The organism is Bacillus cereus group sp. BfR-BA-01309, from assembly GCF_022664315.1.
GTDB lineage: Bacteria > Bacillota > Bacilli > Bacillales > Bacillaceae_G > Bacillus_A > Bacillus_A mobilis.
Genome location: NZ_JAKUHE010000002.1, coordinates 50031 through 66232 on the forward strand (window position 1 = coordinate 50031; position 16202 = coordinate 66232).

Genomic DNA, 16202 nt, shown 5'->3' on the forward strand with positions numbered 1-16202 from the left:
TTCCTCCTATTCTCCGTTGTTATAACTGTTGTCTATACAAAAACAAGCTATTATACGGATTTCCCTTCCTTTTATTCACAAACAAAAAGAAAGTTTCATTCTATGCATAAGGAATCCCCCTCATTCAAAGGGGGATTCCTTATAGTTGTTCTTTTAATTTTTTCAATGCTTCTGCAGCAGCTTGTTGCTCTGCTTCTTTTTTCGACTTGCCACTACCAAGACCTAAAGCCACATTATTTAACGTAACACGTGACACAAATTCTCGGTTATGAGCCGGTCCTTTTTCTTGCAAAATTTGATACTCAATATTGCCACTACCATCACGCTGAATCAACTCTTGTAATTGACTCTTATAATCCATCACATGAGAAAAAGCACCTTCATTAATTTTCGGATATACAACTTCTTTTAAGAATCCCCAAACTGTTTCAAGCCCTTGATCAAGATAAAGGGCACCAATAAACGCTTCAAAGACATCCGCTAATAAAGCTGGTCGTTCACGTCCACCCGTCATTTCCTCGCCTTTTCCTAATAAAACAAGGCTACCAAATGACAATTCGTTTGCAAAACGAACAAGAGATGGTTCACATACAATAGCTGCACGTAGTTTTGTTAACTCTCCTTCGCTCATTGTCGGATATTTTTGAAACAGATACTGCGATACAGTGAGTTCCAATACAGCATCACCAAGAAATTCAAGACGCTCATTGTCCTCATGCGGTTTTTTTCGATGCTCATTCACATACGATGAATGCGTAAATGCTTGAATCAATAATTTTTCATCAGAAAACGTAATACCTATTTCTTCTTGAAATACTTTAAACGCTTCACGATATTTTGTTTCGTATTTTTTTTCTCTATGTTTTCGGTACGGCATAAGTCCCTCCAGATATAAGCCGAGAAGCCCCGCTAAAAAACGGGACTTCACTTAAGCATTATAGATGACTCTCTATGTAAGTCACAGCATCGCCAACAGTAGCAATCTTTTCAGCATCTTCATCAGAAATTTCCATTTCGAATTCATCTTCCAATTGCATTACAAGTTCTACTACATCTAGGGAGTCTGCGCCTAAATCTTCTTTAAAGCTCGCAGCTGGTACTACTTCAGTTTCTTCTACACCTAAACGATCAACGATGATTTTTGTTACACGCTCTAAAACATCTGCCATTCCATTCACCTCCCCTCAAATATTATATTAAATATTGGCCAAAAAAACTAGCTGAAATCAATTCTTTTATTACATTACCATACCGCCATCAACATTTAACGTTTGACCTGTAACATATTTGCTTTGATCAGAAGCAAAGAAAGTTACAACATTTGCGATATCCTCCGCTTCACCAAACTGAGCTACAGGAATTAATTTTAACATTTCAGCTTTTATATTTTCATCTAATACGTCTGTCATATCTGTGGCAATAAACCCAGGAGCAATTGCATTTACAGTAATATTACGGCTCGCTAACTCTTTTGCTGATGTTTTTGTTAATCCAATTACACCCGCTTTAGCAGCAACATAGTTTGCTTGTCCTGGATTACCTGTTACTCCAACAACAGAAGCGATATTAATAATACGTCCATGACGTTGACGCATCATATATCGAGATACTGCCTTCGTACATAAGAATACACCTTTTAGGTTTGTATTAATAACTGTATCCCATTCTTCTTCTTTCATACGCATTAATAAATTATCTTTTGTTACACCTGCATTATTTACAAGAATATCAACTTGTCCAAATGTATCTACAGTTTGTTTCACCATATTTGTAACGTCTTCAGCATTTGCAACATCTGCTCTTACTGCAATTGCATCCGAACCTAATTTCTTTATTTCATCAACTACTTCATTTGCCTTTTGCTCATTACCAGCATAATTTACTACAACATTTGCCCCTTGTTTCGCTAAATCAATCGCAATCGCACGACCAATTCCACGTGACGCGCCAGTTACTAATGCTACTTTCCCTTTTAACATCAGTTTTCTCCTCTCAAATTTGAAATGGTATCTTTTAATGTCTCTTCATCATATATCGCATATGCTTTCACTGATGAATCAATTGACTTCATAAGTCCAGCAAGTACTTTCCCAGGTCCAATCTCAATAAATGTATCTACACCTTGACTCACCATATTTTCAATGGACGGGTACCATAAGACAGGCGAATAGAGCTGTTCAATTAGCTTTTCTTGAATATGTGTACCGCTTGTAATAACGTCTGCTGTTACATTTGCGATAACAGGAATATTCGTATCTTGAATTGTAATTTCATTTAGGACACTTTGGAACTTCTCAGCTGCCGGCTTCATAAGTGAAGAGTGGAACGGTCCACTTACCTTAAGCGGAATTGCTCTCTTTGCACCATTTTCTTTCGCTCTTTGAGAAGCAATCTCGACTCCTTGCTTTGTTCCAGAAATCACAATTTGCTTCGTACTATTCATATTAGCGATTTGTACCGCATATCCTTCACTTGTTACTTCTTCTGTAACTTGTTTCAGCATATGTGGATCAGCACCTAAAATAGCCGCCATTGCACCTTCTCCGCCAGGAACAGCTTCTTCCATATATTCCCCACGTTTCCTTACAGCGTATACAGCGTCTTCAAAAGTTATTGCACCCGCTGCTACAAGAGCGCTATATTCACCTAAACTATGTCCTGCAACAAAGTCTGGTGTAATATCATACTCTTTCAAAGCTGTCAAAATAGCAAAACTCGTTGTTAATAAGGCAGGCTGCGCATTTGTCGTTAACGTAAGCTTTTCCTGCGGTCCTTCAAAAATCACTTCTGAAAGTGAATCTTGCAACACCTCATCTGCTTTTGCAAACACATTTGCAACCTCTTTATTATTCTCCGCTAACTGTTTACCCATTCCAACTGCCTGTGAACCTTGGCCCGGAAAAAGAAATGCTAGTTTTCCCATTTCAAATCCTCCTCTTATTGGAGTGGCTCTTTCTCCATTACACTTGAAATAGTAGGAATTACTTCTTTCGCTACCATTTCTCTCGTTTGACGAATCGCACTAAATATCGATTGGTCATTGGAAGAACCGTGAGCCTTAATGACAGGAGCTTTCAATCCAAACAATGCCGCTCCCCCATACTCCGAATAATCCATTTTATCTTTTAATACCATAAGTTTTGGCTTTAATACCGCTGCTGCTAATTTACTCGTAAACGAACTCATTAACTGCTCTTTTAACATAGAGAATAATGCAAGTGCCGTTCCTTCTAATGATTTTAGCGCTACATTCCCTGTAAAACCATCACACACAACAACATCTGCTACACCTTGCAATAAATCTCTTGATTCAACGTTCCCAACGAAATTAATTGGGGCATCCTTAAGCATTGCAAAGACTTGTTTTGAAAGCTCGTTCCCTTTGCCATCCTCTGTTCCAACGTTCAAAAGTCCAACGCGAGGATTTTTAATTCCCCTTACTTTCTCAGCGTATACAGATCCAATTACTGCATATTGATATAAATGAATTGGTTTTGCATCAACGTTCGCTCCAACATCTAACATAACAAAACCTTCTCCATCAACAGTTGGCATTGTAGGGGATAAAGCTGGTCGCTCAATTCCTTCCATACGACCTACAACAAACAATCCAGCCGCCATTAAAGCTCCTGTACTACCAGCTGATATACAAGCATCCGCTACGCCGTCTTTCACTTGCTGCGCTGCTAGTACCATTGAAGCTTGTTTTTTTCGACGAACCGCTCTTACTGGTTCATCTGTCGATTCGATTTTTTCATCTGTATGAAGTATAGTAATTCGTTCTTCACTCGTTAAGTATTGACGAATTTCCTCTTCTTTCCCTACTAACGTAATATGTAAATCAGAATATTCCTTAATAGCTTTCATTGCTCCTAATACGACAGCCTTTGGAGCGTGATCGCCGCCCATTGCATCTATTGCGATTTTCATAAGTTGTTACCTTCCTCACTATAATTACTAGATCGATACATTTCAAAAGTGCCTGTAAAAACAAGTTCTTCTCCAACAAAGCTACGCACTTTTACAACGGTCCGTCCTTTATCATTCTCTACATCTTCAACGCGTGCTTTTGCAACAACACGCTCTCCTAATTTTACAGGACGAATGTATCGAATGGTAGACTTTGCAGTTAAAGCTAATTCTTCATCAATAACTGCAACAGCTAGTGAGTTTGCTTGTGCAAACAAATGATGCCCACGGGCAATCTGATTTCTTTTAAATACGTGTTCTACCTTCACTTCAAAGATAGAAATCGCATGTCTATCTAATTCTATATCGATAATTTCTCCGACAACCTCTTCTAACGGTAAAGATTTCACATCTTCTTCATGTTGCTTCGTAGCTACATGTTTAATTCTTTCTCTTAATTCAGGAATAGATAATTCCATACGATCAAGACGTACGGTTTGTATACTCACTTGAAATTTTTCTGCTAAATCTTCATCCGTAATAAAAGGATTCGTTTCTATTGTTTGTTGTAATAATTCTTGTCTTTCTTTTTTACTTCTTCTTTTTTTCATACCGCACCATCCATTTTTATGACTAGGTACTAACAGTAGTATATAATCATTAAAAGTAGAATGCAACAAAAACTTTTGTTGCCTCCCTTTAATCGAGCTTCTCTCCTTGGAACACACCTGTCCCGTCAAGATAAGTACGCAGCGAAGCATATTGATCATTATGCCAAAACGCTTCGGAATCTACTAGTAATGCTGCATCTTGTCTTGCAGTTTCTAACGCTCGATAATCATGTACCATATCAGCAACCTTGAATTCTGGTAAACCACTTTGCTTACTTCCAAAGAAATCTCCAGGACCTCTTAACTCTAAATCTTTTTCTGACAATACAAATCCATCGTTCGTTTCGGTCATAATACGCATTCGCTCTTTTCCCGTTTCCGATTTTGGATCCGCGATTAATAAACAATATGATTGTTCACTACCACGCCCAACACGTCCCCTGAGCTGATGAAGCTGCGATAAACCGAAACGTTCTGCATCATAAATAACCATGACAGTCGCATTCGGTACGTTCACACCTACTTCAACAACTGTTGTCGACACGAGAATTTGCACTTTATTTTCACTAAATTGTCCCATTATCTCTTCTTTTTCTTGAGATGATAATCTTCCATGCATTAATCCAACTTGACATTTCCCTTGATAGTGATAAGTCAGCATACTATGTAAGTCAATCGCATTTTGTACATCAAGTTTCTCAGATTCTTCAATAAGGGGACAAATTACATATGCTTGTCTCCCTTTTTTTATCTCCTTCTCTACAAAACCGAGAACTCGATCTAACATATCATGTTTTGCCCAGTATGTTTCAATTACCTTTCTACCAGCTGGCATCTCATCGATTATAGAAACATCCATCTCTCCAAATGCAGTAATTGCTAACGTACGTGGAATTGGGGTCGCTGTCATAAATAATACATCTGGACTTTCACCTTTCTCCCTTAAAACCCGTCGCTGCGCTACACCAAATCGATGTTGTTCATCAGTAATAACGAGACCTAACCTATGAAAGATAACTTCATCTTGAATTAAAGCATGTGTTCCGACAAGGATATCTATTTCTCCTTGTTCTAATTTAGCCAAAATCTCTCGACGCCTTACACCTTTAACAGAACTTGTTAGCAATTCAACCTTCATACCAAAGTGTGAGAACGTCTCTGCGAGCGATTGATAATGTTGCTCCGCTAAAATTTCTGTAGGAACCATTAAAGCACCTTGATAATGTGCTAATTTCGCTGCATAAAGGCCAATCGCTGCAACGACTGTTTTCCCAGAACCTACATCACCTTGCAACAGACGATTCATCCGATAAGGAGATGCCATATCTTTCATAATTTCATCTACTACCCGGCTCTGTGCACCAGTTAACGGAAACGGAAGTGCATCGATAAACTCTTGCAATTCTGCTGAAGGAATTTCTTTTTTCGTCCCTTTCGAATTTTCCCTCTCCATTTTCCGTAATGTTTGCATTTTCAGCTGAAATAAGAAAAACTCCTCATACACAAAACGGCGACGTGCTTGTTTTAAATCTTCCTGCCCTGCTGGAAAATGCAATGCCCGAAGCGCTTCATAACGCGGCAATAATTTATATCGACTAAGCAATCCATCAGGCAGCACTTCAACTATAGATTCTCCATACTCCTTGAATGCTTGGGCAATAAAACGGCGCATCTGCTTTACTGTAAGTTTCCCTTTCACTGAGTATACAGGCTCTACTTCTTGTTGACGTGCAACTGGTCCAAAATGAAGCTCTGATACCGCAATCGTTTGACGATGCTGATCCCATTTACCAGTAATCGTTACCGTTTCATCTAAATTTAACTTCTGCTTATAGTACGGCCTATTAAAACATACAGCTGTAATTAAATAACGACCGACGAGGACACGAACCGTAAGACGCGACTTCTTCTTCCCGTAATATTGTAGTAAAGGAGAACTATGAACTTTCCCTTCAACTGTTACCCGTTCATCATGCTTTACTTCAGCAAGATCTTTCATCGCATAATCTTCATAACGGTACGGAAAATGTTCTAATAGATGAGAAACTGTATAAATTCCCATCTCGTGTAGTAATTCAGATGTTTCTCCTCCGATTCCCTTTACATCCGTAACAGGAACTTGTACAACTTCATTCAAGATTCTCACGCTCCGTCACATTATTTTCTTTGATTCATTATCCATTAACGCGATTGACATCAGTAATCGCTCTATTTCACCTTATATATTCTATCATAGGCATTCTAAGAGAAACTACTCAAATCCATCATAAGCAACACGAAAGAAAAGAGCCTTACTATTAGCAGCAAGGCTCTTTTTTATCTTCAATATACTAGCCTTTTGAATAAAAACTAGTAATAAACTTCATATTACTACTTCTTATCCATTAGCAAGTAAGTAATCCATTTATTTTCAAAACGAATTTTTTCTTATTCTACAGAGAAGATGAAAGAATACACCGGTTGGTTTCCAGCATGTACTTCTACTTCTGCATCTTCAAAATTCTCTTCTACAAATTCAACTAACTCAGCTACTTCTTCGTCAGTCGCATCTTCACCTTGTAGAATCGTTACGATTTCAGAATCTTCATCAATAAGTGCTTCTAGTAATTGCTTTGCAGCCCCTACTTTTTCAGCATTTGTTGATACGATTTTTCCATCTGCGATACACATGAAATCATCTTTTTGAATTGCTACACCATCAATTTCCGTATCACGTACCGCATACGTAATTTGACCGGTTTTCACATGAGATAAAGCTTCTTTCATGTTTTCTTCATTCTCTTCTAACGTTCCAACTGGATTAAATGCTAACATTGCAGCCATACCTTGAGGAACTGTTTTCGAACGAATCACAATCACTTCTTGATCAACAACAGACGCTGCTTGTTCTGCTGCCATCACGATATTTCCGTTATTCGGTAAAATAATGATTTTTTCAGCGTTCGCTTCTTCAATCGCCTTCACAATATCCTCCGTACTTGGATTCATCGTTTGGCCACCTTCGATCACTTTCGTCGCGCCAATGCTCTCAAATAAAGTTTTGATACCAGATCCCATAGCTACAGTTACGATACCGTACGGTTGTTTCTCTTTAGACTGGCTAGTCGGCTCAGGCATCATAGTAGGCTCATCTAATAAAGCAGTATGCTGTTCACGCATATTTTCTACTTTAATTTTAATTAAACTACCATAGCGTTGTCCATAATTCATAGGATCTCCAGGATGTTCCGCATGAATATGAACCTTAACAACCTCATCATCTGATACAACAAGTAGTGAATCTCCGTATACACTAATATCTTCACGGAATTTTTGTTCAGAGAAATTATGTTCTTTCATTTTTTCAGGCTCTAATTTCACCATGAATTCCGTACAATATCCATACTTTATATCTTCTGTACTCAATTGGCTTTGTACACTACGGTGATGTTCTGCGCGTACCATGTCATTCATAGATGGTTGGGCAGACACATTAGAAGAAATCGTTTCTCCTTTTAAGTCAGCTAAAAATCCTTCATATACAACAACAAGACCTTTACCACCGCTATCTACAACGCCAACTTGTTTTAATACAGGTAATAAATCTGGCGTACGATTTAACGATGCATTTGCTTCTTTCACAACGTCTTCCATAAACAAAACAAAGTCGCGCTGTTTTTTCGCAACTGTCACTGCATATTTACCCGTTTCTCTTGCAACCGTTAAAATCGTTCCTTCAATCGGTTTCATAACCGCTTTGTAAGCCGCTTCTACCCCAGCATCTAAAGCTGCAGCAAAATCAACTGTTGTTAATTCTTCTTTTTGTTCAATGGATTTAGAGAAACCACGGAATAACTGAGATAAAATAACACCAGAGTTACCACGAGCTCCCATTAATAATCCTTTGGCTAAACTTACGCCGACTTTACCAGCATGCTGTGAAGGATTTTCTTTCACTTCACGTGCGCCTGAAGTCATTGATAAGTTCATGTTTGTACCGGTATCGCCATCTGGAACTGGAAATACGTTTAATGCATCAACAAGCTGAACATTATTTGTTAAATTATTCGCTCCTTGCATGATCATTTGTGATAAACGTTTCCCATCAATTTTTTGAATTGACACAGATTTTCCTCCTTAATGCACATTACAAGTTTATTACTTTAACTCCTTGTACGTAGATGTTTACAGAATCTACTGCTAGTCCTACAGTTTGATCTAATGTATATTTCACTTTCGTCTGCACGTTATGTGCTACTTCTGAAATTTTCGTACCATAGCTCACAATAATATACATATCAATATGTACTTCATCTTCATCTTTACGAACAATAACACCTCTAGTGAAGTTTTCTTTTCGTAAAATATCTGTTAAACCATCTTTTAACTGATTTTTTGATGCCATACCTACGATACCGTAGCAATCTACTGCGGCACCTCCAGCAATTGTTGCAATTACATCTGTACTAATATCAATTTGACCATACTTCGTTTTAATTTCAATTGACATCTCGTTTCCCCCTTCATAAATGGTGAAAGTGAGCTAGACTACTTTAGTTACTATCATATAATCTTTTTAAAGAAAATTCCATCGTTCTTTCTTTTCACTCTCATATTTTATGTTTTAAATCACATTTTTTATGATGAGCAAAATAGTCCATTGTTATTATACAACATGTACCACTATAATATGTCAAGTAATTTTTCTTGATTTCAGCTTTTCATCATCGACATATGGTGTCAAGTAATTTTTCTTGATTTCTTTTTTCTACGGTGTTGCATTCTCTTTTTAGTTGTGTTAAATTATAGTAGTGTTTTTAGCATCGCAAAAAAGACTAACATTGAAAAATTACGTATGGTAAGGTATCAAGGGAGGGAAATATAAATGGCTCGTGTTTGTGCTATCACTGGAAGAAAAGCTCGTTCTGGTAACTCTCGTTCTCACGCAATGAACGCTACAAAACGTAAATGGGGCGCTAACCTTCAAAAAGTTCGCGTACGCATCGACGGAAAAGTTCAACGTGTTTACGTTTCTGCTAGAGCATTAAAATCTGGCAAAATCGAACGTGTTTAATAATAAAAAAAAGAGCCTCTAGGCTCTTTTTTTACTATGACAATGAAAAAAGCACCGGTAATAGGTGCTTTTTTTAATCTTTTTTGAAGGTATTTAACATGGCACGAACAATTCCACCAAGAAATTTAGGTAACTTAATTGTATAAAATCTCATGGTTTCCCTCCTAATCCCCATTACTCCACTTGTTCACTATATGATGTAAGGAGCAAAATTGTTTCTTTAATCAGTGCTTCTTATCACCATTAATATGCCAGAAGTAAATGAAAAAGTACCTTTTTCCTCAACGAGTTCATTACTGATACAAAGTGTTGATCCCCATTCTATTGTTTTATTAGTTAGAGGATACTTAAATCCAAGCAATGTAATCCCTTCCACTATTTCAGTAACCGGCACAAAAGATACATAAGGGAAATTTTTATTGTCTTCAATTATATGTGTACCCACTTTTTTCACGCTTATTTCATTTTTATTGTCTACAATACACATTTCTATCTCTACTTCTAACCCTCTTAAAAGCATCTGTATATTTGCTAAACCGTGATCCAGCCTTCCACCAGTGGCACCAAAAATACGAATCAATGTCGGATTTTGTTCTAACGCCCAGTTAATCGCAATTTCTAAATCTGTTTGATCTTTTTCACGAGGAACAATATGTAAGTCATTTGTTTGCTGGCCCATCCATACTAATTCTTCTTCAGTAACTGAATCGTAATCTCCAAACGCAACAGCTGGAGTAATTCCTCCTTTTAATAAACGATATACGCCTCTATCAACTGCCGCCCACACTACTTTCTCACTTTCATATCGAGAAAAATCTGCACAATATTCCGCAGGTCCGCCCGCTAAAATATGAATAATCATGTTTCCTTCCCCTTCTATTGTAAAAAGGCAATCTGCCATTCGGTAGATTGCCTTTTTACATATTTTTTCTCTATCCTTTATAAATAGTGAAAACTTACTACACTAGAAGTTTCACTGGGATAAAGACTCGTTCATTCATTATCCACGAATGACACGAATTGCTTCACCGCGGTCTTTTTGATTGTATACTGCTGATCCAGCTACAAGCACATTTGCTCCTGCTTCAACACAAAGTCTTGCTGTTTCAGCATTGACACCACCATCAACTTCAATTTCTACTTCTAGATTGCGCTCTTTAACCATTTCTGCAACTTGTTTGATTTTCGGTAATACAGAATGGATAAATTTCTGCCCACCAAATCCTGGGTTTACTGTCATAAGTAATACCATATCTACATCTTCTAATACATGCTCAATCGTTGAAACTGGCGTATGCGGATTTAATACAACTCCCGCTTTAATGCCATGAGATTTAATTAACTGAATTGTACGATGCAGATGAGGGCACGCCTCTACATGAACAGTAATAATATCCGCTCCCGCTTTTGCGAAAGTCGGGATATAGTTATCAGGATTTTCAATCATTAAATGTACATCTAATGGTAACGATGTAATCGGACGGATAGCTTCTACAATTAATGGTCCAATCGTAATATTTGGTACGAAATGTCCATCCATTACATCGACGTGAATGTAATCCGCTCCGCCTTTTTCTACATCTTTAATCTCTTCCCCTAATTTTGAAAAATCTGCTGATAAGATCGATGGTGCAATTTTAATCATAACTAATACCTCGGCTTTCTCTCTCTAATTTCTTCTACGAATTGTTTGTAATTCTTATAACGATATTCTGTAATTTTTCCTTCTTCAACCGCAGCCTTCACAGCACATTTCGGTTCGGAAAGATGTGTACACCCTCTAAATTTACAGTATTGGCTCGCTTCTTTCAACTCTGGAAAACAATATGTAAGATCTTCTACCTCTATATCTATGAAATCAAGTGAACTAAAACCAGGTGTATCTGCAACTAGTCCGCTTCCAACCGCAATTAATTCTACGTGTCTTGTCGTATGTTTCCCGCGTCCTAAATGCGAGGAAATATCATTCGTTTTCAATTCTAAATCTGGGCGTAAAACGTTAAGCATAGAAGATTTCCCAACACCAGATTGCCCTGCTACAACAGAAACACAGCCTTCTAAGAATGGTTTTAAAATATCAATACTTTCCGATGTATTTATAGAAGTAAATAATACATCATATCCCATCTCACGATAGTCATTCGCATAAGATTCAACAGTCTCTCTCATTCTTTCATCCACTAAATCCATCTTACTAATGCAAATAATCGGCTTAATATTATGATATTCAATCAGCACTAAAAATCGATCTAACAGTCCCGGATTAAAATCTGGTTCTACTGCTGAGAAAACGAGAATTGCTTGATCAACATTAGCAATAGGAGGCCTAACAAGTTCATTTTTTCGATCAAATACTTCAAGCACGTATCCTTCACTCGGATTATCTGCTTGAAAAACAACTTGGTCTCCTACCAGTGGTGTAATTTTATTTTTTCTGAACACACCACGCCCGCGGCATTGGGTAATCCCTTCTTCATGCTGCACATAATAAAACCCACTTAGAGCTTTTACAATTTTTCCTTCTGGCATATAATTCTCCTTTATTTTGTATAAAGTGAACCTGTAATTCATATTGAATGGATTAGAATTCTTTAAATACTTATTTCAAAACCCGTCATATATACAAGTTAATATATTTAATCTACCATCAAATTCAACATATTATTTATAACAGTATCACTTTTATAACTTTTTGAATCATATATTTTTGCCTGTTATACATTCCACTATAAGTGGACAGCATAACAGGCAAGAGTAATACATTCCATCCCCTCTAGAAAGAAAATGGAAGTCATTATTATTGAGTTGGGTATGGTACTTCTTTGTCGATAATCGTTACACCATCTCGTACAATTTTATAGTGTCCTTTTGTACCTTCTTGAATTACAAATTCTAAAGAAATAGTTGCCGACTCTGAAATTGTTCTAGTTTCAATTGGTCTATCCATTTTTTGTTGCATATCTTCTTTATAAATTTCTATCGTTTGCGGTTTTTTCTCACCTATTATAGAAGACTCATACGGAATAGAAATATTACCCACTTTCACTGTTTTCGTTACTTTCGGCTTAGGACCCTCTGAGATGACAATCGTCACTTTATCTCCTTCTTTTAACGGTGTTCCTGGTTTTGGAGATTGCGAAATTACAAGTCCTTTATCAACAGTATCGGAATACTCTCGTTTTATATCTGGAGTTAGTTTTCTCTCATTCAAATAACCATTTACGCTATTTTCAGTCCATCCTGAGAAATCACCTGGTCTAATTTGATAAGGACCTTTACTTACCCAAATTTTCAGTTCTTGTTCCGCCTCTACTACCATTTGATCCGGCGTCGGAATTTGCTCTACGATTTCACCTTTTGGCCTATCATTTTCAATATAATTTATTGTAACTTGCTTATATTTTTCTTCTAATTCAGCCCTTATACTCTCAAAATCTTTTCCTGTGAGATCACTCATCTTACTTTTCTTTTTTCCGCCTGATTGATAGATAGTAATTTTAGAGTTTTCTTTCACGACTCTTCCTGCCACAGGGTCTGTTTTTATCACATCACCGGCTTCAACATCATCTGTATATACAATATTAGGTTCCGTAACCTCAAAACCCTTTTCAACTAATTTATTTACTGCTGTCGCATACTTCATACCCGCCACATCAGGGACTTTTACATCTTTTGGAATAAAGAATCCCGGAATAACAGTAAGCGCTAACGTTATTCCAATTGCTAAAAGTAAAAATGTCGTTATTAAAACTTTAATCCATTTATTACTTCTTTTTTTCTTCTTATTTGATTCCGTTTCTTCTTTTCTTTTTTGTTCGTCCACTTTATTTCCTTTTAAAACAATTGTTTCATCAGTTACATTTTCGAATAATTGTTCTTGTTGAATAATAGGAATCGCTTTTGTCGCTTCCATATCTTCCGGTATGTAAAATGGCTGCTCATTTATCCTCTCTGGATATAGCGCAGTTTCAATATCTCGTTTCATCGCATTGGCAGATTGATATCGGTGAAACGGATCTTTCGCAGTTGCCTTTAATATAATATTTTCGACACTTTGCGGAATATTTTCATTCCATCTCTTTGGAGACGGAATTTCACTTTGTAAATGTTTTAAAGCTATAGCAACAGCAGATTCGCCAGAAAACGGTTGTCTTCCTGTTAACAACTCAAACATAACGATTCCTAGAGAATAAATATCTGATTGTTTATTTGCTATCCCGCCGCGTGCTTGTTCTGGTGATAAATAATGCACCGAACCGAGTACCGAATTTGTATGTGTAATTGTTGTTGCACTTGTAGCTGTCGCAATTCCAAAATCTGTTACTTTTATTACTCCATCAGCTCGAATTAAAATATTGTGCGGTTTAATATCACGGTGCACAATTTCAAAATGATGGGCGTGTGCCATGGCGGATGTTAACTGCTCCATAATATCAAGAGCTTCTCCTATAGGTAACATCCCTCTCTCAATTATGTATTGCTTCAATGTTTGTCCTGGTACATACTCCATTACAAGATAATATATACCATCTTCTTCTCCGACATCATACATATTCACAATATTTGGATGCGACAACGTTGTAACAGACTGCGCTTCTCGATGGAAACGTTTAATAAACTCTTCGTTATTTGAATAGTCGAGTCTTAATATTTTTACCGCTACATCTCGGCCAAGTATATCATCATGAGCTAAATACACATTGGCCATTCCACCGCCACCAATCATTTTCAGTAGCTTATAACGGTCATTTAAGCGTTTTCCAATCAGCACGTTGCACTTCACCTACTTTCGTTTGTCGAACCCGCATAATCAATAAGAACAAGGGTGATATTATCTTCCCCGCCACGATCATTCGCCAATTGAATGAGACGTTGTCCCTTAGTTTCAAGCTGTTCATTTAGCTGTAAAATTTGTTGCATATCAGCAATAGAAACTTTGTTAGATAATCCATCAGAGCAAAGAAGTAACTGATCATCTTCCTCAAGCACCAATGTTTTCACATCTAAGCCGACTTTTTCTTCTGTTCCTAATGCCCTTAACAAAACATTCTTTTTCGGGTGATATTCTGCGTCTTCTTTTGAAATTTCACCATGTCTCACAAGTTCATTTACAAGGGAATGATCTTCCGTTACAAGCGAGATTTCCCCCTCTGATACCATATAACAACGACTATCTCCTATATGACCTATTGTCACAAAGTTTGGCGTACAAATCGCTATTATAAGTGTTGTTCCCATACCATTACATTCTACATGTTGTTTAGAGTACTCATATATACGCTCATTAATAATCCCAACACTCGTATGTAACCACTCTTCTACTTTTTTTGGTTCATTCATATTATGCGTTTGCTTCCAATAATCATGGAATAATTGAATGGTCATCGAGCTAGCCACATCACCAGCTCGATGACCTCCCATTCCATCTGCTACTACCGCTAAAATATTTCCATCTAAATTGTGAAAAACTCCTGCACTATCTTCATTATGTTGACGAACTTTTCCTTTATCCGATAGAAACACGGCTTTCATCTCGTCACCTCGTCTCTTCTTTACGCTCCTTCGCACGTAACTGACCGCAGGCTGCATCAATATCATGACCTTGTTCACGGCGAATTGTTACATTCACTCCACGATCTTTTAACGTTTTTTCAAATAAGAAAATTTGTTCACGTGGCGTACGTACATAATCACGTTCAGGTACGTAGTTTACCGGAATTAAGTTTACATGACATTTTACACCTTTTAAAAGCGCAGCAAGTTCTTCAGCTTGCTCAACTTGGTCATTTTCTCCTCCAAATAAGCCATATTCAAACGTAATACGACGCCCTGTTTTATTTACATAGTATTTAACAGCTTCCATTAAGTCTGGTAGCTTATAAGCACGGTTAATCGGCATTAATTTAGAACGTAACTCTGTATTTGCAGAATGCAATGAAATCGCAAAATTAATTTGCATATCTTCTTCAGCGAACTTATAAATTTTTGGAACAATTCCACTTGTTGAAACTGTCATATGTCTTGCGCCAATATGAATTCCTTTTTCATGGTTTATAATGCGTAAGAATGACATTAAGTTGTCGTAATTATCAAACGGTTCTCCAATTCCCATAACAACAAGTGAACTTACACGTTCTTCTGTTTCATCAAGTGCACGTTGCACTTCTACTACTTGCGCTACAATCTCTCCAGCCTCTAAGTTTCGTTTTAACCCACCAAGTGTAGATGCACAGAACGTACAACCAATACGGCATCCGACCTGTGTTGTTACACAAATAGAATTTCCATATTCATGTCGCATTAACACTGTTTCAATAGAATAACCATCATATAATTGGAATAAGAATTTAATTGTTCCATCAGAAGACGTTTGTTTTACCAATGTATTTAAAGTAGTAATATCAAAGGAATTCGACAATTTATCGCGTAATCCTTTAGAAAGATTCGACATGTCGTCATAATTTTTTACACGTTTTTTATATAGCCAATCAAAGATTTGTCCTGCACGGAACTTTGGTTCTCCTTGTTCCTTTAACCAATCTTGCATTTCATGAAGTTGTAAAGAATAAATTGATGGTTTCTTCGTTTCTAGATTTTTCTTTTGTTTTCTCACAGTCGTTTCCACGATG

The 16202-nt window shown here is 37.1% G+C and carries 17 protein-coding genes; 1 reads left to right on the top strand and 16 read right to left on the bottom strand.

Annotated elements, in window-relative coordinates; genetic code table 11:
• Nucleotides 1–139: 139 nt before the first annotated feature.
• From rncS to MR115_RS03810, 9 genes are all read right to left on the bottom strand, one after another.
• Nucleotides 140–877 carry a ribonuclease III gene (rncS, locus tag MR115_RS03770; RefSeq protein WP_001146868.1) on the bottom strand — a complete coding sequence of 246 codons (738 nt, stop codon included), beginning with the start codon at nt 875–877 and terminating at the stop codon, nt 140–142.
• 58 nt (nt 878–935) lie between these two features.
• Complete coding sequence (gene acpP, locus MR115_RS03775) at nt 936–1169, bottom strand: acyl carrier protein (RefSeq protein ID WP_000786062.1); 234 nt, start codon at nt 1167–1169, stop codon at nt 936–938.
• 69 nt (nt 1170–1238) lie between these two features.
• Entirely contained in the window at nt 1239–1979 is a 741-nt protein-coding gene (gene fabG / locus MR115_RS03780; protein WP_242240022.1) for a 3-oxoacyl-[acyl-carrier-protein] reductase, read from the bottom strand.
• Nucleotides 1979–2923 (bottom strand): ACP S-malonyltransferase, encoded by a 945-nt coding sequence (gene fabD / locus MR115_RS03785; protein ID WP_061678212.1) that lies wholly within the window; start codon nt 2921–2923, stop codon nt 1979–1981. The genes fabG and fabD overlap by 1 nt, the downstream gene beginning before the upstream one ends.
• A 14-nt stretch (nt 2924–2937) precedes the next feature.
• Nucleotides 2938–3930 (bottom strand): phosphate acyltransferase PlsX, encoded by a 993-nt coding sequence (gene plsX, locus MR115_RS03790; protein ID WP_242240024.1) that lies wholly within the window; start codon nt 3928–3930, stop codon nt 2938–2940.
• On the bottom strand, nt 3927–4520 hold the full coding sequence (fapR, locus tag MR115_RS03795; protein ID WP_000747352.1) for a transcription factor FapR: 594 nt from the start codon (nt 4518–4520) through the stop codon (nt 3927–3929). The genes plsX and fapR overlap by 4 nt, the downstream gene beginning before the upstream one ends.
• 88 nt (nt 4521–4608) lie before the next feature.
• Nucleotides 4609–6657, bottom strand: coding sequence for an ATP-dependent DNA helicase RecG (gene recG / locus MR115_RS03800; RefSeq protein ID WP_242240026.1), 2049 nt, complete (start codon nt 6655–6657; stop codon nt 4609–4611).
• A 290-nt stretch (nt 6658–6947) separates the two neighbouring features.
• Complete coding sequence (locus tag MR115_RS03805; RefSeq protein WP_061678214.1) at nt 6948–8624, bottom strand: DAK2 domain-containing protein; 1677 nt, start codon at nt 8622–8624, stop codon at nt 6948–6950.
• A gap of 22 nt (nt 8625–8646) precedes the next feature.
• On the bottom strand, nt 8647–9009 hold the full coding sequence (locus MR115_RS03810; RefSeq protein WP_000021109.1) for an Asp23/Gls24 family envelope stress response protein: 363 nt from the start codon (nt 9007–9009) through the stop codon (nt 8647–8649).
• A gap of 375 nt (nt 9010–9384) precedes the next feature.
• On the opposite strand from MR115_RS03810, the gene rpmB reads away from it, so the two are divergent.
• Complete coding sequence (gene rpmB / locus MR115_RS03815) at nt 9385–9573, top strand: 50S ribosomal protein L28 (RefSeq protein ID WP_000124776.1); 189 nt, start codon at nt 9385–9387, stop codon at nt 9571–9573.
• Between the two features lie 73 nt (nt 9574–9646).
• Here rpmB and spoVM read toward each other — a convergent pair whose 3' ends face one another.
• From spoVM to rlmN, 7 genes are all read right to left on the bottom strand, one after another.
• Complete coding sequence (gene spoVM / locus MR115_RS03820; RefSeq protein ID WP_001213599.1) at nt 9647–9727, bottom strand: stage V sporulation protein SpoVM; 81 nt, start codon at nt 9725–9727, stop codon at nt 9647–9649.
• A gap of 66 nt (nt 9728–9793) precedes the next feature.
• Entirely contained in the window at nt 9794–10474 is a 681-nt protein-coding gene (locus MR115_RS03825; protein WP_061678215.1) for a thiamine diphosphokinase, read from the bottom strand.
• A 99-nt stretch (nt 10475–10573) separates the two neighbouring features.
• Entirely contained in the window at nt 10574–11218 is a 645-nt protein-coding gene (rpe, locus tag MR115_RS03830) for a ribulose-phosphate 3-epimerase (protein ID WP_242240029.1), read from the bottom strand.
• Between the two features lie 2 nt (nt 11219–11220).
• On the bottom strand, nt 11221–12102 hold the full coding sequence (gene rsgA, locus MR115_RS03835) for a ribosome small subunit-dependent GTPase A (RefSeq protein ID WP_001113938.1): 882 nt from the start codon (nt 12100–12102) through the stop codon (nt 11221–11223).
• A 268-nt stretch (nt 12103–12370) separates the two neighbouring features.
• Nucleotides 12371–14344: a serine/threonine protein kinase PrkC gene (prkC, locus tag MR115_RS03840; RefSeq protein ID WP_242240031.1), complete on the bottom strand. Its 1974-nt coding sequence runs from the start codon at nt 14342–14344 to the stop codon at nt 12371–12373.
• An 8-nt stretch (nt 14345–14352) separates the two neighbouring features.
• Nucleotides 14353–15105 carry a Stp1/IreP family PP2C-type Ser/Thr phosphatase gene (locus MR115_RS03845; protein WP_000648694.1) on the bottom strand — a complete coding sequence of 251 codons (753 nt, stop codon included), beginning with the start codon at nt 15103–15105 and terminating at the stop codon, nt 14353–14355.
• 4 nt (nt 15106–15109) lie between these two features.
• Nucleotides 15110–16198 (bottom strand): dual-specificity RNA methyltransferase RlmN, encoded by a 1089-nt coding sequence (gene rlmN / locus MR115_RS03850; RefSeq protein WP_000450538.1) that lies wholly within the window; start codon nt 16196–16198, stop codon nt 15110–15112.
• Nucleotides 16199–16202: the final 4 nt, after the last annotated feature.